This is a genomic window from Bradyrhizobium sp. 604_D8_N2_3 (genome assembly GCF_051810765.1).
Lineage (GTDB): Bacteria > Pseudomonadota > Alphaproteobacteria > Rhizobiales > Xanthobacteraceae > Bradyrhizobium > Bradyrhizobium barranii.
On the sequence record NZ_JBPWPM010000001.1, the window covers coordinates 2,010,166 to 2,030,941 of the forward strand.

The following is a 20,776-nucleotide window of genomic DNA, read 5'->3' on the forward strand; positions in this document are numbered from 1 at the left end:
GCAGAGATGAGCGAGCAACGGCCGGTCGGCGCGATCCTGAACATGCTTGGGCTGCTCGGGATCTCGTTGATCCTGACGGTGGCGTTCACCTATCAGCTTGCGCTCGGCGAGCTGCCCTGTCCGCTTTGCCTGTTGCAAAGGGCCGGGTTCATCGCGGTCGGCATGGGGTTCCTGTTCAACATGCGCCTCGGTGAACGCGGGTCTCACTACGCGATGATCCTCGTTTCCAGCCTCGTCACCGGCTTCATCTCGATGCGGCAGGTGTCACTGCATCTTGCGCCCGGCGATCCTGGATACGGCTCGGCACTGTTCGGGCTGCACTTCTATACCTGGGCGCTGATCGCGGCGATCGGGATCGTGTGTTATGTCGCGCTCGTCTTCATCCTGAAGGATGTGACCGGCAAGCGAGACGGGGACGCGCCTTTGAACGGTGCGGCATCGAACACGGTCTTCGCGATCTTTGCGTTGCTGGTCGCCGCCAATCTCTTGTCCACCGTGCTGGAGTGCGGCGCGGGGCAGTGCGACGACAACCCGGTTCGCTATCTCCTGCTCAAGTGATCGGATTGAAGCGGCCGTCGTGCAGGAACGCGATCGTCTGCTCGATCGCGACGGCATTTCGTGGAAGTCCGGTGTGCGATGCCTTGACGACGATGTGGTCGGCCATGTCGGCCAGCTTCGCGCTTGCGACTGAAACCCGTCCGTCATTGGGCCGCGGCAGGACAAAGGCCGAGGCGATCGGCGCGATGGTGCGGCATCCCGCGATGACGCCGATCGCATAATCGGGAGGCGGCAGGGCGGCGAGCACAGGGGGCTGGGCTGTCGAAAGCTGCGAGCCGGCTGGACCGAAAACAGCGCGGTAGAGCGAGAGGTCCTTCAGGAGATCGGCGACTTCGCTGCCGCCGTTGGGCGTGCCCAGCATCACGACGCGGCCGAGCCGCACCGGACGATATCTCGCGATGTAAACCCGGGCGAGCAGCCCGCCCATGGAATGGGCGACGAAGTGGATCGCGCCGTCGCATTGCTTTGCAAACGCGGCGACCGGCGCGTGGATGTCTTCCGCAAGCTCCTCGAGCGGCTTCTTGCGGCTGGGGTAGTCGAGATTGAGCGTGGCGAAGCCGTGACGCTGCAACGCCCGATCCAGCCTCTTCAGCGTCCAGGCACCGACGCCGATGCCGTGAAGCAGGACCACGCCGTCGCACCGGGCTTCCGCCGGAGCGACGGCCGTGGACTTGTCGTCTTTACGCAACCTCGCGCTCCGGCGAGGACGCCTGCTCACGGGCCATCGTCGTTGCCGTGACATAGTCGGTCTTGCCGGTGCCGAGCAACGGCACCTTGTCGACCACCATGATCGCCGCGGGCACGGTCAGCTCGGACGCGCCGATCGCCTTGGCCTGGCCCTGCATCGCACTGCGCTCGGCGGTCTTCTCCGTCGTCAGCAGCACGATGCGCTCGCCCTTGCGCTGGTCGGGGATCGACACGGCGACCGAGGCGGCTTGCGGCCACAGCGTCGTCGCGATGCTCTCGACCGCCGACAGCGAGACCATTTCGCCCGCGATCTTGGCGAAGCGCTTGGCGCGGCCCTTGATGGTGATGAAGCCGGCCGCGTCGATCGCCACGATGTCGCCGGTGTCGTGCCAGCCCTCGGCGAGCGGTTCGAGCACGCCGGGATTTTCGGCCCTGAGGTAACCGAGCATCACGTTCGGTCCGCGCACCGAGAGGCGTCCGCCTTCCTCGATGCCGGGGACCGGATCGAGGCGGCTTTCCATCAGCGGTGACAGGCGGCCGACGGTGCCGGGACGGTTGGCCATCGGCGTGTTCATCGCCAGCACCGGCGCGGTCTCGGTGACGCCGTAGCCTTCCAGGATGCGGATGCCGTAGCGTTCCATGAACACCTGACGTGTGCGATCCTTCACCGCCTCCGCGCCGGCGATCACCAGGCGCAGCGTGCGGAAGTCGTAGGCGTGCGCCGAACGGGCGTAGCCGGTGAGGAAGGTGTCGGTGCCGAACAGGATCGTGGCGCCGGTCTGGTAGATCAGCTCCGGCACGATGCGGTAGTGCAGCGGCGAGGGGTACATGTAGATCGGAATGCCGGCGAGCAGGGGCATCATCATTCCGCCGGTCAGCCCGAACGAGTGGAACACCGGCAGCACGTTGAACACCTTGTCATTGGCGTTGGCATCGACCCGGGCCAGCGCCTGCGCCGCATTCGCAAGGATGTTGCGATGGGACAGCACCACGCCCTTGGGCGTGCCTTCCGAGCCCGACGTGAACAGCACGACAGCCGAATCGTCGGCCTGGCGGGCGACGCGCGGCGCAGTGCCTGCGAGCAGGCCCTTGATCTTGTCGGCCGTACCGATCGAAGCGCGGACGTCCTCGAGATAGACGACGCGCGCCTCTGCGGAGACCGCGGCCATCAGCTTGTCGAGCTTGCCCTTCTCGATGAAGGCCTTTGACGTGAGCACGGTTTTGACCTGCGCGGCCTTCATGGCGGCGAGGACGTTGACCGGGCCGGCCGAGAAGTTGAGCATCGCCGGGACCCGGCCGATGTTTTGCAGCGCCATGAAGACGACGGCGACACCCGCGGAATTCGGCAGCAACACACCGACATTCTCGCCGGCCGTGGTGCCGGCCTCGAGCTTGCGGCTCAAGACCTGCGCGCCGAGGATCAGCTTGCGATAGGTCAGCTTGGTGCCGAGCGCGTCCTCGATGATCACCTTGCCGGTATCGCGGTCGCGATAGGCATGTCCGAGTGCTTCGAACAGGGTGTGGTCGAGCATGGCGTTCTTGACCATGGCGTCGATCATCACGTCCTGGAGCGCGGCGCCCGCGGCATTGCGGCGTGCCTTGCCCTTCAGCGCCGGATCGACCGGAAGCTTGACCGGCGGCAGGATCGTGACCGTCACCCGCGGAAACCAGGAGCGCTTGATCTGGCTGCCGTTGAGATAGCTGAGATGCGACCGCTGCGCGCCCTCGATGCGAATGGGCACGACCACCGCGTCGGCCTTGTCCGCGATCATCGCGGTGCCGTCATAGACCTTCATCAGCGAGCCGGAGACGGTGATGCGTCCCTCAGGGAAAATGACCACCGGCTCGCCGGCGGCGACGAGCTTGATCAGGTCGCGCGCGGCCAGCGGCTTGGTCGGGTCCATGGTGTAGTGCTTGACGACGCGCAGGAACGGCTTGGCCCACCAGGCCTTGGAGATGCCGGTATCGACCGCGAAGCTCGCATCGATCGGCAGCACGGCGTGCAGCAGCGGGCCGTCGATCAGGCTGACATGGTTGGGCGCGATCAGCATGCGCGTGCCCGGAGGCGGCAGGTTCTCGAGCCCGCGAACCTCGGTGCGGAACAGCGCGCGGAACAGCAGCCCGCCGAAATCGCGGACGCCTTCCTTGCCCCACTTGGTCAGCACGAACCACACTGCGCCGAAGCTGGCGACGCCGAGGCCGAAGAAGATCCAGCCGACATGCAATCCGCCCGCCTGCAACAGCGCGACGAACAGCGAGCCTGCTACCATGAAGGCGGCTTGCAGCACGTTGCCGGCGGCGATGATGCGGGCGCGCTCGGACGGTGCCGACCAGGCTTGCACGGCAGCGAAGGAGGGAACGACGAACAGGCCGCCGCCGAACGCGAAGGCGACGAAGTCGATCAGCATGCGCAGCCCGGCGAACGAGGTCGCGAAGTCGACCGCAGCGATGTCCTGGCCCCTGGTGGTCACGCCGATGGCCCAGGCGAGATCGAGACCGGCAAAGCCCATGATGATGGCGCCGATCGGCACCAGCGCGAGGTTCGGGCGGACATGGCTCAGGCTGGCGGCGAACAGCGAGCCGATGGCGATGCCGATCGCGAAGGTCGCGAGGCACAGCGTCACCACGCCTTCGGTGCCACCGACGACGTCCTTGACCAGCGCAGGCAGCAGCGACAGCACGATGGCGCCGACCAGCCAGAACCACGAGACGATCACGGTGCCGTCCCACAGCCGCTTGTCCGCGTAGAGCGTCTTCAACAGGCCGACCGTCGAGGTCCAGGGATTGGCGTTGACGGGCAGGTCGGGGGCGGATGGCGTCGTCTGCGGAATGCGGGAGGCGAAGGCCCAGGACAGCAGGGCCAGCACGACCACGGCCGATGCAACCCAGCCCATATGCGCGGAGCCGGCCACGAACTGGCCGCCGGCGACGGTGCCGAGCAGGATGGCCATGAAAGTCGCGCCTTCGACCAGCGCGTTGCCGGTTGCGAGCTCACCGAGCTCGAGCTGGTCCGGCAGCATGGCGTATTTCACGGGGCCGAACAGGGCGGCGATGGTGCCGAACAGCGCGAGCGCCGTGAACAGCAGCGGCACCGAGTGCAGGAAGAAGCCGGCGGCGGCAAAGGCCGCAGCAAAGATCTCCGCGAATTTGAGCCGCCGCGCGACGACGGATTTGACGTATTTGTCGGCGAGCTGGCCGCCGAGCCCCGACAGGATGAAATAGGGGAAGATGAAGACGGCGCCTGCGACCGTCACCAGCGCGTCGCCGTGACCGGTCGCGGCACTGTAAAGCAGGATGATGACGAGTGCGTTCTTGAGCACGTTGTCATTGAGCGCCGAGAAAAATTGCGCCCAGAACAGCGGCGCGAAGCGGCGTGACGACATCAATTCCCTGATCATGACAAGTCCTGTTTTGGGAAGGCAGCCTGAGATTGTTAGGTTGTCGGTGAGGCGTCACGACCGGAAGCTTACGGGACGAACGATGGCTGGATGACGACGGTCGCCGGCCTGCTCTGTCCCCTCGACCCTTCCGATCCTGTTGGTCTCCAAATGGTCTCGTTAGGTTCGCAAATATCTGGTCGCAGCCGTGGTTCGGACGGACCGGCCGCGCTGTCCCGGATACCGCGCCGGGCGATGAGGAAATGTTGAACCGCATCGCCAAAGGCCGCGACATCGGCTGCGAATGTCGGGACATGGTAAGTCCTTCCTTGCAACCGGGTCTTGCATTCGAGCCGACCGGAACGTCCCGGGTGCGCCCGCCTCACGTGAGATGAGCGAGGTGGCGAAAGGGCGAGAGGCGGCCGAGCAGGCTGAACCGGCGGCCCGCGTGACGGGCACGGGCGCGGCTCGCCCGCCACATCCGGAAGGTCGCGCGGCGCTCGGTGAGCACGCCGGCAATGTCGCAGGCATTTGCGATGCGATCGATCGGCGCCATCGCGAACCGCAGCAGGGTGCGGCCAAGGCCGGTCACGAGAGCCGCGGCGTCGTCGACGAAGGTGGAGGCGATATCAACAGCGAGGGTTTGCATTTTGCAGATCTCCGGGTTAATTTGAACAATGTTCACATGAGTAGCTTGAAAATGAACAATGTTCAAGAAGAATCGCCACGCGACCAGAAAAAAAATCGGCGGAGGCTCCAGATCCTGGAGATCGCCCGCGGCATCATTTCAGCTAAGGGACTGAGATCATTGAAAGTTCGTGACGTTGCGGAGGCCGCCGGTTGCTCGGTGGGCAGCGTCTATAACGAGTTCGGCGACTTCGACGGGGTGATCCTGACGGTGAACCGGGAGACCGTTCAGGCGCTGACGGTACGGCTCGCCGAGGTTCCGGCCAAGGACCCCGTTCGCCAGCTCTACGGGTTTGCCGAGACTTATCTCGAATTCTTCGCCGAGCACGCAAACCTGCTGCGCTCGCTGTTCGAGCATCGGATGGAGGACGATCGTCCTTATCCCGACGACATCCTTCAGATGGTGATGGACGCTTTCGCGCTGATGCATCCAGCCCTGGTGCGGCTGCTACCGGCTGCGGACGACGTGAGGATCGCGCTGCTGTCGCGCACGCTGTTTTCCGCCGTGCATGGAATCATCTCGCTCGGCCTGGAGGAGCGCATGGTGGCGGTGCCGCCCCAGATGCTGCGCCAGCAGGTCGAGCAATTCCTCGATACGCATCTTGCCGGCCTCGGGATCGTGCCGGTCGGCGCGCGGTCGTCTTGAGGAGACCAAGCGGCTACCACGCGTATCGCAGGCTCGCGGTGCCGGAATAAGTGGTGCTGCGCGCCGCGAACTCGCCGTCGAACTTCGCCGACAGGGCAACGCCGTTCGAAAACTTCAGCTCGGCACCGGCAGATGCGAGCGCGGTGTCCTTTGCCGGCGTTGCGCCGTTGACGATGAAGCTCGCGCCGGGCAGCGCCTGGAATGCGGCGACGAGCGTCGGGTCGCTCACCCAATCATGGGCCCAGGCCGCGCGGCCGCGCAACGTGAGGACCGAATTCGGCGTGACCAGCGTCGCGCGATCGAAGCGCGCGCCGAGCTCGCTCCGTGTGTCGGAGGCCGTGCGTCCCTGATAGGTCAGGCCAAAGCCGCTGCCGGCCAGATCGGCCTCGGTATAGGTCGGTGTGCGAAAAGCCTGCGCCTGCGCCGCCACATATGGCGTGAAGCCGCCAATCGGCGTGGCGAAGCGATAGCCGCCCTCGATGCGGCCTCCGACGGTTTGCGCGTCGAATTTGGCGGTGAGCTGGTTGCCGAACGGTGCGAGCCGATCTGTCGACATCCAATGATTGGCCACGGCGAGAGAGGCGGCAAAATAGGCTGGCCCTGTGCGCACGGCGGTGTAGACGCCGGCCTGGATTGCATCGCTCTTGCCCCCGCCGATCGCCTGCGCGAGATCCCATTTGGTGCCGCCGCCCGACAGCGCGAAACCGACAAGCGCATCGCGGCCGAAATGATAATCGGCGCCGGCCGCGACGCCGCCGGCGCGCGCGCCGAGGTCGTGACTGCCGATCACGACGGGGTCGCCGCCGGTGCGGTTGGTGCCGCCGAACGCCGTGCCCCAAGCCGTCCAACGCTCCGCAAAGGCCGGCGCTTTCATGGCCGGCGTCCCCAGCACCTTGTTGTAGGCGAGGGCGATATCGTCCGGCAGCGCGGCGCGTTCGGGGCTGAAGCCGAGCGCCGTGTCGCCGGTGCTCATGCCACTGCGTCCACCCACGAACGGATCAAGCATGAGGCCGAGGAATTGGCTCGTGAACTGGAAGGCGCCCTGCTGCGCGCCGGTGGCCGCTTCACCCGAAAGCTGGTCCAGACTGTAACGGAGCTGGGCGTCGCTCTCGCCTGCGAAGGAGGAGAGGAAAGGCAGGTTGGGACCGAACGCGCTCAAGGCGCCGGCCACGGCCTTCTGGTTTTGCGTTTGGGCGATGGAGAGGAATGCGGCGTTGTTGTAGTTGAGCGTCAGGAAGACGCTGAACCCGTCATAGCTGAGGGAGGAAGCGAAGAGCTGCGGATTGTATCCGCTGACAGTGACGCCCGAGAAGCTGCCGATGACGCCAGTCGTCGTGCTGAGGATCGTGTATTGCGTCGAGGGGTTATAGGCGCCGGCGATCGTGTTGACTGCGACGGTGCCGCCGTTCAACGTTGCGTTGACCGCGAGGATCTTCTCGGATTGTCCGGTAGCGGTGACGGAGATCGCGTAGGTCGAACCGGCGTTGAACGTGACGTTGCCATTGCTCGTCAGCGTACCGAGATTGCCGGGCAAGACCGTGCCGCCTGACAGCACGGTCATATTGCCGATGGCGCCGTTGCCGCTGAGAATGCCCCCGCTGACGGTCGTGGCGATGTTGGGCATCGAGCCGTTCACCTCGAGGGTGCCGGCCAGGATATTCATGCTCGCGATCTCGGTCGTCGAACCGTTCATCGTCCAGGTGGAGCTGCCGGTCTTTTCCAGCGCCTCGAATTCCCGGAACTGACCGGCCGCGCCGAATATGCTGAGATTGAACGCTGCGTTGGCAGTACCGCCCAGGCGCAGCGTGTCCGTTCCGTTGCCGCCGAGGACCCATCCCGTGGATGCTCGATCCCGCTCGCAACTCGAAGACGTCGTTGCCTCCCTTCAGGTCGACAGCCGTGCTGACGCCACCGCTGATGATCGTGCCTGAGTTGATGATGGTGTCCTGATTGGCCGAGCCGATGATTGCCGTGCCCGAGGCACTTGATATCGTGCCGGCGTTGCTGACGACGTTGCCGTCGGCCGCGCCGCTCAGATCGACGGCCGCGACATTGATGGCATGGACAAAGCCGCTCGACAGGATGTTCGCCTGATTGTTCGCCGACCCGGCACCGATGCTGATGCTGATGGCTCCGGTCACGCCGTTTCCGACCGTACCTCCGATCACGATGATATTGTTGCTCGAATTGGCCAGTGCGAGCCCCGACGTGGCGAGGCTCGATGACCCAACCATGGCGCCGGCATCCACTGTGATCGTGTTGCCGCCACCGCCGATCACGTCAATGCCGTCGCTGTTGGCAGAGGTGACGGTTGCGTTGCCGAAGACCTTGACCGCACTATTGGATGCCGCCTCGAGGACAACGCTGGCAAAGGTCGGGTCGTTCACGGAGGTCGCGGTGCCGTCGCCAATGTTGACGGTGACACCGCTGACCACGGGCGCCGTCTTGACCTGGGTGTTGCCCGCTCCGGTGCAGGTGATCGAATCGCCTGACTGCAGCGCTGCCTGCGCGCCGCTTCCGGTCACCACACAGGCCGCCTCTGCCGGCGTCGCGAGCCACGGCAGCGCACTACCTGCGGCAACGGCGCCGATCGCGGTGCTCAAGAGAAACGCATGCCGCCGACACGTCTTCGCGCGACGGATCTGGGGCGGGGGCAACAAACCATTCCAGGGCACCTGCAAACTCCTCTTTCGGCACGGTCCGGGCGGAATTCGGACCGCAACGTTGGCTGGTGCCATGCTTAGCGGGGGAGGTTCCGGCCATCGTGGATCAGCGCGCAAGGCGGTGTGGCGGAAAGCGAAAGACGCAGTTTTTTCGGGAGCAATGTGGCCGCGGCGTCACACAGCTTCGCCGTCGCGACGCCGTTGGACGATGTCTGCAATCGGATGCCGGGGTTGAGAGGGCGCCGGCGCCTATCAGCCTCGCGCCGCGACGGCTTCGCGCGGACGGGTTGCAACGACGACGACGTCCGGTCTGCCGTTGTCGACCTGTACCCGGTTGCGCCCCTTTTCCTTGGCACGGTAGCAGGCGGCATCCGCGCGCCGCATGGCGTCCTCGAGCGTGGTGTTGCCGTCCGCGATACAGGCGACGCCGATGCTGGCGGTCACCGCAAAGCAACGATCATCCCAGGCGAAGGTGAACAGCTCGAGCGATCTGCGCAGGCGTTCGGCGATATCGACGGTGGTCGAGGGCGAGCATTGCGGCAGGATCAGGCCGAATTCGTCGCCGCCGAGCCGGGCCACCAGATCATGCGGCCCCCGGTCCTGTTGCAGCAGGCGCGAGACCTGGCAGAGCAGGCGGTCGCCGGCGAGGTGGCCGCAGGTGTCGTTGACGCTCTTGAACTGGTCGAGGTCGAGCAGGATCAGGCCCAGCGAGCCCGCCGCGGTGGTGTCCAGCACGCTTTGCAGGCGCGCCTCGAAGGCGCGGCGGTTGGACAGGCCGGTCAACCAGTCGTGCGATGCCTGCCATGCCAGGCGCTCCCTCTCGGCATGCAACGCATCCTCGAACGCCTGTCGTTGCAGCATCAAGCGCCGCGTGTGCCAGATCAGGAGCAGGATCAGTGTCGCGGCCGCCACGATGTTGATGCACGTCAGCGTTACCTTGATGGCGCGGGAGCCTTCGCCGAGGACGGTCGAGAACCGCTTTGCATGCACCGTGAACTGCGTGTTGAGTTCCGAGAGCCGCGACGACAGCAGCCGCAGGCGGTCGCGGTCCTCAATGGGTCCGTGCGCCAACTCGGACCGGATGACCTCGCCGAAGACGCTGAGCTCCAGCAACATGGGATCGGTGGCCGCCCACTCGTGGATCGCTTCCTGGAGGAAGCTGACGCGGCTGAAATAACGGAACAGCCAGATCAATCCCGGAACGTCATCGGGATGGTTGCCGCCTTGCAGAAACCCGACGCGGGCGGCCTCGACGTCGACCGGATCGCGCTCGAGTGCCCAGCGCGCGAACTCATCGCCGATGGGAACGGCAAGGGACGCCTGGTAGTGGGTGAACTGGCTCGCCTCGCCTGAATGCAGATAGAGATTGAGGAAATAGACGGCGTTCTTCTGTGACCGCGACCACATCGCTTCGCCCGCGACATAGGCGCGGACCGATGACATCACTTCGAGGCTGAATCCCGCGATCGTTGCCTGGAGCACGACGACCATCACGAATGGCGAGACAAGTTTGATGACGTGAAGGAAACTACGCCCCTTCGTCGACGTCGCTGTTCTGCGAAACACCCTGCATTCCCCAAATCGATCAACGACCCCACCGGAGCGTCGCGCCTGCAACGCCAAGTAGAGGGGAAAGTTGCTTAACTCGACCCCAAAGACGCAAGCGACTGCACTGCAGGGTGAAAGCGTCGTGAAGCGGATGCCCGCAGATCGTTGCAAATGCCGACGAACCGGAACCGATACGGTCGTAGCGAACCGATGCCTCGCATTCGTCCTGCGCGGTTTACCTGATCGAGAGAGTTTGGTCCGGCGCTAGACCAGCACCGGCTTGCGCACGCGGCCAGCGTCGCCGAACACGCGCAAATAGCGTTCGATCTCGGAGGGCATGCCGGTCGCCTTCTCCGGATTGTCCGAGAGTTTGACGGCCGGGTGGCCGTCAACCGACGACACCTTGCAGACCAGCGAGATGGGATCGAGATTGAACGAGCCGTCCGGCGGGCAGCCGACGAAATCATTGGTGAGGTTGGTGCCCCAGCCGAAAGAGAGCCGCGAGCGACCGGAGAAGTGGTGATAGGTCTCCTCGATCGAGCCGACATCCATCGCATCGGAGAAGACGAGCAGCTTGTCCTTGGGGTTGCGGCCCTTCTTTTCCCACCAGGCGATGATCTCCTCGCCGGCCTGGATCGGTGGCGCGCTGTCGGGGCGGAAGCCGGTCCAATCGGCGACCCATTCCGGCGCATCGCGCAGGAAGGATTTGGTGCCGAAGGCGTCGGGCAGCGCGATCAGGAGATTGCCGCCATAGGTCTGGCGCCATTGGTCGAGAATGCGATAGGGCGCCCAGCGCAACTCCTCGTCGTCCTTGGCAAGCGCAGCCGCGACCATCGGCAGCTCATGCGCATTGGTGCCGATGGCTTCGAGATCATTGTCCATCGCCAGCAGCACGTTGGAGGTGCCGATGAAGGACGGGCCCAGGCCTTCCTTCACCGCCTCGACGCACCAGCGCTGCCAAAGGAAGCCGTGGCGGCGGCGGGTGCCGAAGTCGGAGAGCCGCAAATTCTCGAGCTGGCGCAGCCGCTCGACCTTGGTCCACAGCTTGGCCTTGGCGCGGGCATAGAGCACGTCGAGCTCGAAGCGGCCGCGGCCCTTCATCGCGGCGCGCGACCGCAACTCGTTGAGGATGGCGAGCGCCGGAATTTCCCACATCGTGGTGTGGGTCCAGGGGCCGTGGAAATGCAGCTCGTACTGGCCCTCGACCTTGCGCAGCTCGTATTCGGGCAGCCGGAATTCGGCCAGCCAGCGGATGAAGTCCGCCGAGAACATGTGGGTCTTGCCGTAGAAGGTGTTACCGGCAAGCCAGATCAGCTCTTTCTTGGCGAAGCGGATGGTGCGGGCGTGGTCGAGCTGGGCGCGCAGCTCGCCCTCGTCGATGATCTCGGCCAGCCGCACATGGCGCGAGCGGTTGATGACCGAGAAGGTCACCTGCTGATTCGGATAGTCCTCCCGAATCATCTGCAACATCAATAGCTTGTAGAAGTCGGTATCCAGCAGGCTGCGGATGATGGGGTCCAGCCGCCAGCTATGATTGTAGGTCCGGCTCGCAATATCGGTCACTGTCATGGGACAATTCTAGCGTGGCGGCCCTCGCGCAACCAGTGGGTTTGGCGAAGGGCAGACTTCCCTGAAACCGTAACCGAGGCTCAGTCTCCGGCCGCCGTTGCCGCCACGGTTTCGAGCTGGCCGCGGATCCAGCGATGGGCCGGGTCTTTCTGATAGCGCTGATGCCAGACCATGAACATCGGCAGCTCGGCCAGCGTCTTTGTCCGCGACGCTAGCGGAATCGGTACATGCGCGAAACCGCGCATCACACCGGAGGCGAGCAGGCTCGGCATGCTCGCCAGCATCTGCGAGCCGCGCAGGAAGGGCGGCACGCCGGAAAAGCTCGGCACGGAGATGGCGATGTCACGCAGAAAGCCGTTCGCCGCCAGCCGGCGGTCGAAGTCGAGCCGCTCGTTGTCGGTATAGACCACCGTGATGTGGCGTGCCGCGAGATAGGCACTGCGGCCGGCCGGAGCTGTGCGCACCTTGGGATCGAAGTAGCAGACGTAGTGATCGCTGAGCAGCCGCTTCTGCACGATGTCCACGCCGGATGGCGGCAGCGGCGTGACCATGAGATCGCAGCGGTTTTCGCGCAGCATGGCGGGCGACGGCGACTGCGAGGGGATCACGCGCAGGTTCAGGCTCCTGACCTGTCCCGCGACATGGTCGAAAAACCGCGGCAACAGCAGATCGCGCTGGAAGTCGTTGGCGGCGATCGTCAGCGAAAGCTGCGCGCGCGCCGGCTCGAAGGTGACGCCGCCGGCAAAGCTGCGCATCTCGTCGATCAGCGCCCGCGCTTTCGCGGCCAAGGCCTGGGCATGGGCGGTGGCGACGATGCCGCGGCCGGATTTGGCAAACAGCGGATCGCCCGCGATCCGCCGCAACTTGTTCAGCCCGTGACTGACCGCCGATTGCGTCAGACCAAGCCGCGTCGCTGCCGCCGTGACCGAACCTTCCTCCAGCACGGCAAGGAACAGTTCGAGGGCGTGGCCGTCGAGCGCCAAATGATCGATTTCCTTCATGTAATTCATTATAATCGATCTATTTATCTTGAGAATAGATCGTCCCATGATCTCCCGATAAGCCGCGCCCCCGGACCCGGGCGCCACAGGGAGAGACAACGCCGATGAACGTCCAGGCGCCAGCCTTGCAGGATCCCCGCCTCAACCGACCCGAGCCGTTCACGCCGCGCGACGGCGGCTTCTTCCAGCGCGACCATTCGATCCATCCGCCGGCGCATGCGCCCGGCTACAAGTCCTCGGTGCTGCGCTCGCCGCGCCAGCCGCTGCTGTCGATCGAGAACTCGGTCTCGGAGATCACGGGTCCGGTGTTCGGCCACAACGATCTCGGCCCGCTCGACAACGATCTGATCCGCAACTACGCCAAGGACGGCGATCCCGTCGGCGAGCGCATCATCGTCCATGGCCGCGTGCTCGACGAGACCGGCCGCGGCGTGCCGAACACGCTGGTCGAGTTCTGGCAGGCCAATGCCGGTGGCCGCTACCGGCACAAGAAGGATACCTATCTCGCCCCGATCGATCCGAATTTCGGCGGCTGCGGCCGCGCGCTGAGCGACGACACCGGCTACTATTATTTCCGCACCGTGAAGCCGGGCCCCTATCCCTGGCGCAACTTCGTCAACAGCTGGCGTCCCGCCCACATCCACTTCTCGGTGTTCGGCTCGGGCTTTGCGCAGCGGCTGATCACCCAGATGTATTTCGAGGGCGATCCCCTGATCCCGGTCTGTCCGATCCTGACGACGATTCCGGACAAGGACGCGCTCGACCGCCTCGTGGCGCCGCTCGACCTCAACGCCTCGACGCCGTTCGACTCGCTCGCCTACCGCTTCGACATCGTGCTGCGCGGCCAGCGTTCCACCTATTTCGAAAATCGCACCGCGGGGAATTGAGCCAATGCCGCAGCCGCTCGACTATCTCAAGGAAACCGCCTCGCAGACCGCCGGGCCCTACGTCCATATCGGCCTGATCCCTGCCATGGCCGGCTTCGACATTTTTGAGAAGAACTTTTCTAACGTGCTGGTGACGCCGAACACGCCAGGCGAGCGCATCACGCTGGAGGGCAAGGTGTTCGACGGCAGCGGCACGCCGCTGCGCGATGTGCTGCTCGAAATCTGGCAGGCCAACGCAACCGGCCGCTATAACCATCCGGCCGATCGCCTGGCCGGCGCGGTGGACGAGGAGTTTCGCGGCTGGGGCCGCGCCGGCTCCGATTTCGACAGCGGCCTCGTCACTTTCGAGACCATCAAGCCGGGCGCGATCACGGACAAGGCAGGCCGCAAATGCGCGCCGTACGTCAATATCTGGATCGTCGCGCGCGGCATCAACATCGGTCTCAATACGCGACTCTATTTCTCCGACGAAGAAGCCGCGAATGCCGCCGACCCCGTGCTCAACCTGGTCGAGCCGCCGGTGCGGCGCGCGACGCTGATCGCCACGCGCGGTGAGCGCGCCGGCAAGGTCGTGTACTCCTTCACGATCAATCTGCAGGGGGCGGAGGAGACGGTGTTCTTCGACGTCTGACGATCCGCCGATCGCCCCGCAGGATCATTCCACCTGGTCGCCTCGATTGATCGATCCGCGCGTGGTGGCTTGCGGTGGTTGCTGGCGCATCTCGCGCGATCCCGGCCGCTCGGCCGGGGCGCGCCCCACTCTTGGCTTCAGCTCCGTCAAATCGATGAAGACGTCGGCCTGCCGGCGCAGTTCGTCGGCCACCATGGGAGGCTGGCTCGCAAGCGTGGAGACGACCGTCACGCGGACGCCCCGGCGTTGCACGGCTTCCACCAGTGAACGAAAATCCCCATCGCCCGAGAACAGCACGATCTGATTGACGTGCTCGGCGAGTTCCATGGCATTCACGGCGAGTTCCACATCCATGCTGCCCCTCATCTTGCGGCGGCCGGTCGTGGCGTCAACGAACTCCTTGGCGAGCTTGGTGACGACGGTGTACCCGTTATAGTCGAGCCAATCGATCAATGGGCGGATTGACGAGTATTCCTGATCCTCGCTCACGGTCGTGTAGTAGAAGGCTCGCAGCAACGTACCTCGGCCGTGAAATTCGCCGAGCAGGCGCCTGTAGTCGATATCGAAACCGAGCGCCTTGGTGGCGGCATAGAGATTGGGGCCATCGATGAAGACCGCAATCTTCTCAAGCGAAGACATTATGCACTAATCCCCAGTTCCGCATTGAAGCCGGCAGGTTCAGCCGCCAGGGCTGTGTGCCGGCCGGAAAACGCCGAAGTCGCCGATGGCCCGCGGAAAAAAGGCGGCGCAGACGGCCGGAGGGGGGGCCGTCCCGCGCCAGTTAAGGGAGGTTGCTGCTATCAGCGCCAGGATTCCGAATGTAGTCACGTTAAGGCGTGCACATGCCACGCTCAATTGTACGGAGGTAAACGGCGCGTATCCAAAGGGTTGGATGCTCTATACGAAGGTAAGTGGCGCGCTGGTTCGGATCTCGACAGCCCGGCGCGATCACGAATGGCCTCAAGCTTCGCCGCCATGGAGTTGGGCGCGAAAGGCGCGCGGCGACAGGCCCGTGGCCGCGGCATAGACGCGGCTGAAATAGGCGGGATCCTCGAAGCCGAGCGCGTAGGCGATCGTCGAGACCGGCAAATTGGTGTAGACGAGGTTGCGACGCGCCTCGCGGATCAGCCGGTTGAGGATCAGGTGCGAGGCGGTGTCGCCGGTCGCCGCCCGCGTCAGCCGGTTGAGATGGGTCGGCGTGATCGACAGCGCGCCTGCATAGTCCGCAACGCTCCAGCGTTCCAGATGATGCTGTTCCAGCAGCGCCTCGAAGCGGCGGAACAGCCCGCTTTCCGCCGTGCCGTTGCCGCCGCTCTCGCTGGTGAGCGCGCGGGCCACCAGCCCGATCATGGCCGCCGACAGTGCACGCAGCACGTGCGCGCGGCCGAAATCGCGTGCGGCGTGCTCGGCGAAGATCTGCTTCATGGTGGTGCGGATCTGCGGCGTGCCGCGCACCACGGCCGATCGGGACAGGGTGCCGCGCAGTCCTTCCGAGGCAAGCAGTGCCTCGTCCAGAATTTCCGCAGCGATGGTCAGCACCCAGCCTTGGGTATCGGGCTCGAAGCGGAAGCCGTGGACATGGCCGACCGGCACATTGACGACCTGCATCGGCCGGAGCGGCACCACGCGCCCGTCGAGCGTCGCCTCGCCACCGCCGCGCTCGATCAGCAGCACCTGGTGCAGCCGGGCATGGCGGTGCACGGCCAGCGTCCAGTCGTGCAGCACCGAGCGCGACGCGATCGTCTCGCAATGCACGACGTCGGGCAGATCGCCGGACTCGCCGAAGAGGTTGTAGACCCGGATTGCCGGGGCTGAGGCTGCGGTTCTCATGTTCGAATAGTACAAGACAAAGACGAAACCCTCCATCGGTTTGCGGCGCCCCATCTGCAAAAAACGCGGCGACGGGAGGACGTAAAAATGAAAGTTCAGGTCTGCATCATCGGCGGTGGGCCGTCCGGGCTGCTGTTGTCCCAGCTTCTGCACCTGAAGGGCATCGATACGGTCGTGCTGGAGAAATACAGCCGCGACCACGTGCTCGCCCGCATCCGTGCCGGCGTGCTCGAGCACGGCTTCGCCAGGTTGATGCGCGAGGCGCAGTGCGGCGAGCGGATGGACCGCGAGGGCGAGATCCACAACGGTTTCGAGATCGCGCATGACGGCGTGCTCTCCCATATCGACCTGCACAAGCATTCCGGCGGCAATTCGGTGCTGGTCTACGGCCAGACCGAGCTGACGCGCGACCTCTACGAGGCGCGCGATCGCCTCGACGGCAAGGTCGTGCACAACGCCGAGGACGTGACGCCGCACGATCTGACGTCGGACCGGCCCTACGTGACCTATCGATCAAACGACGAGATCGTCCGCATCGATTGCGATTACGTCGTTGGCGCCGACGGCTTTCACGGCGTCAGCCGCAGGTCCATCCCGAAGGACGTGCTGCGCGAATACGAGAAGGTCTATCCATTCGGCTGGCTCGGCGTGCTGTCGCGCACGAAACCGGTGTCGCCCGAGCTGATCTATGTGAAGCATGAACGCGGCTTTGCGCTCTGCTCGCTGCGCTCACAAGTGCTGAGCCGCTACTACGTCCAGGTGCCGTTGACCGACAAGGTGGAGGACTGGAGCGACGATGCATTCTGGACGGAGCTGAAGCGCCGTCTGCCGGACGAGGTCGCCGGCCGCCTGATTACCGGGCCCTCGATCGAGAAGAGCATCGCGCCCTTGCGCAGCTTCGTCGCCGAGCCGATGAGCTACGGCCGCCTGTTCCTCGCCGGCGATGCCGCCCACATCGTGCCGCCGACCGGCGCGCGCGGGCTCAACAGCGCGGCGTCCGACATCTACTATCTCTACCACGCCATGCTTGCGCATTATCAGCACGGCGACGATTCCGGCCTTGCGGGCTATTCCGCCAAGGCGCTTGCGCGGATATGGAAAGCGCAGCGTTTTTCGTGGTGGATGACGATGCTGCTGCATCGTTTTCCCGACCGTTCCGAATACGAGGACCGGCTTCAGCAGACGGAGCTCGAGTACCTGCTCTCGTCCGAGACGGCGCAGCGGCTGCTCGCGGAGAATTACGTGGGTCTGCCGTTTTAGCGACGGTTTGTGACCGCTCAGCTGACGTTGCCGCTCCAAAGGGGAGCTCTCCTCGCGGCACGAGGCGAGTTCGCCCGTCAGGCCGGTTCCCTTTCAATAAGTGGTGACGGACGCCGAAATGCTCTGTTGCCTTGTGCGATAGTTCCTACCTCCTCAACCGAACAGGAGGGCGCAGCGATGACGAATACAGCGCTTGTGGTCGGCGCCAGCGGTATTGTCGGCAGCAATCTCGCCCGCCATCTCAGCGATCGCGGCTGGCAGGTGCTTGGGCTCGCAAGGCGCCCGCCAAGCGGCCTCGATGGTGTTCGTCCCATCGCGGCCGATTTGCAGGATCCGACCTCGCTTCGCGACATCCTGGCGAGCCTTCGTCCGACTCACGTGTTTCTCGCCACATGGCTACGTCAGCCGACCGAGGCGGAAAATATCCGCGTTAACGCTGCGATGGTGCGCAACGTGTTGGGAGCACTTTCCGGCGCAGATACGCTTTCTCATGTCGCGCTGGTCACCGGGCTAAAGCATTACCTGGGACCGTTCGAGTCCTACGGTAAAGGCAGGCTGCCCGCGACGCCATTCCGCGAGGAGCAACCGCGGCTCGATGTCGAGAACTTCTACTACGCTCAGGAGGACGAACTATTCGATGCGGCCAGGCGCGGTGGTTTCAGCTGGAGCATTCACCGCCCGCACACGATCATCGGCTATGCGATAGGCAACGCCATGAACATGGGAACGACGCTTGCCGTCTACGCGACGATCTGTCGAGAAACGGGGCGGCCATTTCTCTTTCCAGGCTCGGCGATGCAATGGACCGGCCTGACGGATATGACGGATGCCAGATTGCTGGCGCGGCACCTGGAATGGGCCGCGACGACGACGGTCGCGCGAGACCAGGCATTCAACGTCGTAAATGGCGATGTCTTCCGATGGAGCTGGATGTGGGCGCGACTGGCCGGCTGGTTCGGGTTGCAGCCTGCGCCCTTTCCAGAGGAAATTTCGCCGCTTGAGCGTCAGCTTGCCGATTCAGGTCGTATATGGGCTGATATCGCGCTCAAGTATGATCTCGTCGAAAGAGACCTCTCCGTCCTTTCGTCGGCATGGCACACCGATGCCGACTTGGGCCGACCTATCGAAGTCGTCACCGATATGAGCAAGAGCCGTAAGCTCGGTTTCCCTGAATATCAGGCGACGGACGACAGTTTTTTCGATCTCTTCAGCAGGTTGCGTGCCGCGAACGTCATTCCTTGAGCCTTCTGACGAAGAGTAAACAACCGCTACTTTCCTTCCAGCGTATTGACCGGCGTCCACTCTGGCGATGGTGGATTTGCGGCGAGGGCTTTTGCGCGCTTGGCGAACAGCGCCGACGCCGGGTCGATCTTCGCGACGCCGTCGAACGCCTCGGCCGCCTTCGAAAACTCCCTTGCCCGCCAGCACGCCAGCCCCTCCGCATACGCTGTGGCCACCTTCGTCTGCTCGGCGCCCTCCGCGCCCTTGTCCGCGAGCGGCTCGAACACCTGGATCGCCTCGCCGCGGCCGAGCACCCTGATCGCATCGAGCTCACGCCAGGCGAAAGTGTCGCCGGTCTGCGCCATCGTCGTTTCCGAGGCCATGATGGCGGTGCCGTAATATTTGTTGGCGCCCTCGAGGCGCGAGGCGACGTTCACGGTGTCGCTCATCACGGTGTAGTTGAAGCGGCGGCGCGAGCCGATGTTGCCGACCACGGCTTCGCCGCTGTTGAGCCCGATGCGGTGCGACAGGCCATGGCCTGCGAAGGCGGGATTGCTGACGTTCAATTCCGCGAGCTTCTCGTGGCACTTCAGCGCGGCGTGAACCGCGTTGCGCGCGTGCGCGGGATCGTCGGCCGGCGCGCCAAACATCGCGACGATGGAATCTCCGATATATTTGTCGACATAGCCGCCATGGCTCTCGATGATGTCGGTCATGGCCGAGAGATATTCGTTCATCAGCGTCACCAGTTCGCCCGGCGTCATCGTCTCGGCGATCGAGGAGAAGCCGCTGAGGTCGGAGAAGAACATGGTGACGTTGCGCATCTCGCCGCCGAGCGCCGGCATCTTGCCGGAGGCGACCATGGTGTTGATCACTTCGGGCGCCAGATAGAAGGCAAAGCTCTGGCGCAGGAAGCGCTCGTCGCGATCGGCGAGCACGAAGCGGTAGCCGATCATCATCGCGAGGGCGGCAAGACTTGCGAGCGCAGGCTCGGTCGGCGGCAGCGCCAGCGCGTGCACGAACGCGGCGACGGCGACGGCTGTGTAAGCGGCAGTGAGGCCGAGCCATGCGATCATCGCGCCGCCCGGTGCGAGCATGGAGGCCGCGCAGGCGATGATCGCCGCGAACACGATCGCAAGAACGGTCCGCATGGGAAAGCCGAGCTCGGTCACGGCGTCGCGCTCGATCAGGTTTCGCACGACGGTGGCGTGCACGAAGACGCCGGCGATATCGCTCCGGGCCTTCTGTGCGGTGCTTGCCGGGGCGGGCAGGGCACAGCGCGCGGCCGGCGCCCCGTCATATCCGCCCGCAAGGCGCATCGAGGTGAGCTTGCGGTCCTCGAAGTTCAGGGCGGTGCCGAGCAGCACGACCTTACCGTCGAAGGCGTGGCGGAAGAAATCGCGGTCGCCTTTTTCGACGCAGGCGCGCAGATCGGCGAAGGAATAGGTCGGAACGTCGCGGCCCATTCCGCGGAAGTTGAGCGTCAGCGTGTTCGGCACCGCGCTCGGGACCGAATAGCCGGATAGCTCGGTCGCACCGGACGGCGCAATCGCGGGCTTTCCGCCGAGCGCGCGCGCGGCGAGCTCGACTGCCATCGCGGGGGCCGGCTTGCCGTCGATGGAGAAGCTGAGTGGCATTCGCCGGATGACATCGTCCGCGTCGGTATGGACATTGAGCGCGCGGATGTTGGTGCGCACCGCCAATTGTTGCGCACGATACGGCCTCTCCGGATGGTCGTTGCTGAGGATCTCGCCGAGCACGAGCTTGTCGCCGTCGGAGAGTTGCCGCAACGCTATCAGGTAATCCCGGTCAAACCCTCTCATGCGCGCGCCGAGCGGCACCTCGCCGAAGGGGATTTCCGACTGCTCGATCGAGCTTGGAAAGATGACGTCGAAGCCGATCACCTTGGCGCCACCGTCGGTGATGCCGGTGAGCACACGGCCGATCTCGCGTGTCCAGGTCTGCGTCGGCGATCCCTTGAAGGGTGGGGTGTCGTAGGTCTCGCCGTCGATGGCCACGACGACGACCGGCGAATCGGCGGGATCGCGGCGATCGCCGACGAGCTTCCAGCGCAGCGCCGTGAGGATATCGAGCGAGAGACCTTGCAGCGTCTGAAGCGGCGGGGACGTGAAGACCGCGCCCGCAACCAGCGCAATCAGGATCGCCGCAACGATGTCCCGTCCCCCGATCCGTCGCATCGCCCCGTCGCAG

The 20,776-nt window shown here is 64.8% G+C and carries 16 protein-coding genes; 6 read left to right on the top strand and 10 right to left on the bottom strand.

Annotation, left to right across the window (positions count from 1 at the left end):
* Positions 1 to 6 precede the first annotated feature (6 nt).
* Positions 7 to 558 (top strand): disulfide bond formation protein B, encoded by a 552-nt coding sequence (locus tag AB7245_RS09385; RefSeq protein WP_354079026.1) that lies wholly within the window; start codon positions 7 to 9, stop codon positions 556 to 558.
* Here the strand turns inward: AB7245_RS09385 and AB7245_RS09390 are convergent.
* Both AB7245_RS09390 and AB7245_RS09395 read right to left on the bottom strand, forming a co-directional pair.
* Complete coding sequence (locus AB7245_RS09390) at positions 551 to 1,246, bottom strand: esterase/lipase family protein (RefSeq protein ID WP_085402164.1); 696 nt, start codon at positions 1,244 to 1,246, stop codon at positions 551 to 553. The genes AB7245_RS09385 and AB7245_RS09390 overlap by 8 nt on opposite strands.
* The gene (locus tag AB7245_RS09395; protein WP_354079024.1) at positions 1,239 to 4,643 is read right to left on the bottom strand and encodes an acyl-[ACP]--phospholipid O-acyltransferase; all 3,405 of its coding nucleotides are present in this window, start codon (positions 4,641 to 4,643) and stop codon (positions 1,239 to 1,241) included. Before AB7245_RS09395 ends, AB7245_RS09390 begins: the two co-directional genes overlap by 8 nt.
* A 679-nt stretch (positions 4,644 to 5,322) precedes the next feature.
* On the opposite strand from AB7245_RS09395, the gene AB7245_RS09400 reads away from it, so the two are divergent.
* Positions 5,323 to 5,955: a TetR/AcrR family transcriptional regulator gene (locus tag AB7245_RS09400; RefSeq protein ID WP_439035723.1), complete on the top strand. Its 633-nt coding sequence runs from the start codon at positions 5,323 to 5,325 to the stop codon at positions 5,953 to 5,955.
* A 13-nt stretch (positions 5,956 to 5,968) separates the two neighbouring features.
* Here the strand turns inward: AB7245_RS09400 and AB7245_RS09405 are convergent, their stop codons facing one another.
* From AB7245_RS09405 to AB7245_RS09425, 5 genes are all read right to left on the bottom strand, one after another.
* A complete protein-coding gene (locus AB7245_RS09405; protein WP_439035724.1) occupies positions 5,969 to 7,420 on the bottom strand; it encodes an autotransporter outer membrane beta-barrel domain-containing protein in 1,452 nt (483 codons plus the stop codon).
* A complete protein-coding gene (locus tag AB7245_RS09410; RefSeq protein ID WP_439034209.1) occupies positions 7,320 to 8,558 on the bottom strand; it encodes a hypothetical protein in 1,239 nt (412 codons plus the stop codon). Before AB7245_RS09410 ends, AB7245_RS09405 begins: the two co-directional genes overlap by 101 nt.
* Positions 8,559 to 8,870: 312 nt before the next feature.
* Positions 8,871 to 10,184, bottom strand: coding sequence for a GGDEF domain-containing protein (locus tag AB7245_RS09415; RefSeq protein WP_085402160.1), 1,314 nt, complete (start codon positions 10,182 to 10,184; stop codon positions 8,871 to 8,873).
* 246 nt (positions 10,185 to 10,430) lie between these two features.
* A complete protein-coding gene (gene pncB, locus AB7245_RS09420; protein ID WP_028159033.1) occupies positions 10,431 to 11,735 on the bottom strand; it encodes a nicotinate phosphoribosyltransferase in 1,305 nt (434 codons plus the stop codon).
* An 80-nt stretch (positions 11,736 to 11,815) separates the two neighbouring features.
* On the bottom strand, positions 11,816 to 12,745 hold the full coding sequence (locus tag AB7245_RS09425) for a LysR family transcriptional regulator (protein ID WP_085402159.1): 930 nt from the start codon (positions 12,743 to 12,745) through the stop codon (positions 11,816 to 11,818).
* A gap of 95 nt (positions 12,746 to 12,840) precedes the next feature.
* Between AB7245_RS09425 and pcaH the strand changes: the two genes are divergently transcribed.
* A complete protein-coding gene (gene pcaH / locus AB7245_RS09430) occupies positions 12,841 to 13,623 on the top strand; it encodes a protocatechuate 3,4-dioxygenase subunit beta (RefSeq protein WP_041955084.1) in 783 nt (260 codons plus the stop codon).
* A 4-nt stretch (positions 13,624 to 13,627) separates the two neighbouring features.
* Positions 13,628 to 14,254, top strand: a complete 627-nt coding sequence (gene pcaG, locus AB7245_RS09435; RefSeq protein WP_085402158.1) for a protocatechuate 3,4-dioxygenase subunit alpha — start codon at positions 13,628 to 13,630, stop codon at positions 14,252 to 14,254.
* A gap of 24 nt (positions 14,255 to 14,278) precedes the next feature.
* On the opposite strand, the gene AB7245_RS09440 is transcribed toward pcaG, so the two are convergent.
* On the bottom strand, positions 14,279 to 14,893 hold the full coding sequence (locus tag AB7245_RS09440; protein WP_085402157.1) for a LabA-like NYN domain-containing protein: 615 nt from the start codon (positions 14,891 to 14,893) through the stop codon (positions 14,279 to 14,281).
* 321 nt (positions 14,894 to 15,214) lie between these two features.
* Positions 15,215 to 16,120: a helix-turn-helix domain-containing protein gene (locus AB7245_RS09445; RefSeq protein ID WP_085402198.1), complete on the bottom strand. Its 906-nt coding sequence runs from the start codon at positions 16,118 to 16,120 to the stop codon at positions 15,215 to 15,217.
* A 51-nt stretch (positions 16,121 to 16,171) separates the two neighbouring features.
* Between AB7245_RS09445 and pobA the strand changes: the two genes are divergently transcribed.
* Both pobA and AB7245_RS09455 read left to right on the top strand, forming a co-directional pair.
* A complete protein-coding gene (pobA, locus tag AB7245_RS09450) occupies positions 16,172 to 17,344 on the top strand; it encodes a 4-hydroxybenzoate 3-monooxygenase (protein ID WP_085402156.1) in 1,173 nt (390 codons plus the stop codon).
* Between the two features lie 177 nt (positions 17,345 to 17,521).
* The gene (locus AB7245_RS09455) at positions 17,522 to 18,586 is read left to right on the top strand and encodes an SDR family oxidoreductase (RefSeq protein WP_439034210.1); all 1,065 of its coding nucleotides are present in this window, start codon (positions 17,522 to 17,524) and stop codon (positions 18,584 to 18,586) included.
* A 26-nt stretch (positions 18,587 to 18,612) separates the two neighbouring features.
* On the opposite strand, the gene AB7245_RS09460 is transcribed toward AB7245_RS09455, so the two are convergent.
* Entirely contained in the window at positions 18,613 to 20,763 is a 2,151-nt protein-coding gene (locus AB7245_RS09460; protein ID WP_085402154.1) for an adenylate/guanylate cyclase domain-containing protein, read from the bottom strand.
* Positions 20,764 to 20,776: the final 13 nt, after the last annotated feature.

Excerpts from the sequence above, each read along its gene's own strand:
- pcaH (WP_041955084.1), top strand. The coding sequence starts at position 12,841 with ATGAACGTCCAGGCGCCAGCCTTGCAGGATCCCCGCCTCAACCGACCC.
- AB7245_RS09385 (WP_354079026.1), top strand. The coding sequence starts at position 7 with ATGAGCGAGCAACGGCCGGTCGGCGCGATCCTGAACATGCTTGGGCTG.
- AB7245_RS09395 (WP_354079024.1), bottom strand. The coding sequence starts at position 4,643 with ATGATCAGGGAATTGATGTCGTCACGCCGCTTCGCGCCGCTGTTCTGG.
- AB7245_RS09460 (WP_085402154.1), bottom strand. The coding sequence starts at position 20,763 with ATGCGACGGATCGGGGGACGGGACATCGTTGCGGCGATCCTGATTGCG.
- pobA (WP_085402156.1), top strand. The coding sequence starts at position 16,172 with ATGAAAGTTCAGGTCTGCATCATCGGCGGTGGGCCGTCCGGGCTGCTG.
- pncB (WP_028159033.1), bottom strand. The coding sequence starts at position 11,735 with ATGACAGTGACCGATATTGCGAGCCGGACCTACAATCATAGCTGGCGG.
- pcaG (WP_085402158.1), top strand. The coding sequence starts at position 13,628 with ATGCCGCAGCCGCTCGACTATCTCAAGGAAACCGCCTCGCAGACCGCC.
- AB7245_RS09455 (WP_439034210.1), top strand. The coding sequence starts at position 17,522 with ATGACGAATACAGCGCTTGTGGTCGGCGCCAGCGGTATTGTCGGCAGC.
- AB7245_RS09400 (WP_439035723.1), top strand. The coding sequence starts at position 5,323 with ATGAACAATGTTCAAGAAGAATCGCCACGCGACCAGAAAAAAAATCGG.
- AB7245_RS09425 (WP_085402159.1), bottom strand. The coding sequence starts at position 12,745 with ATGAATTACATGAAGGAAATCGATCATTTGGCGCTCGACGGCCACGCC.
- AB7245_RS09445 (WP_085402198.1), bottom strand. The coding sequence starts at position 16,120 with ATGGAGGGTTTCGTCTTTGTCTTGTACTATTCGAACATGAGAACCGCA.
- AB7245_RS09440 (WP_085402157.1), bottom strand. The coding sequence starts at position 14,893 with ATGTCTTCGCTTGAGAAGATTGCGGTCTTCATCGATGGCCCCAATCTC.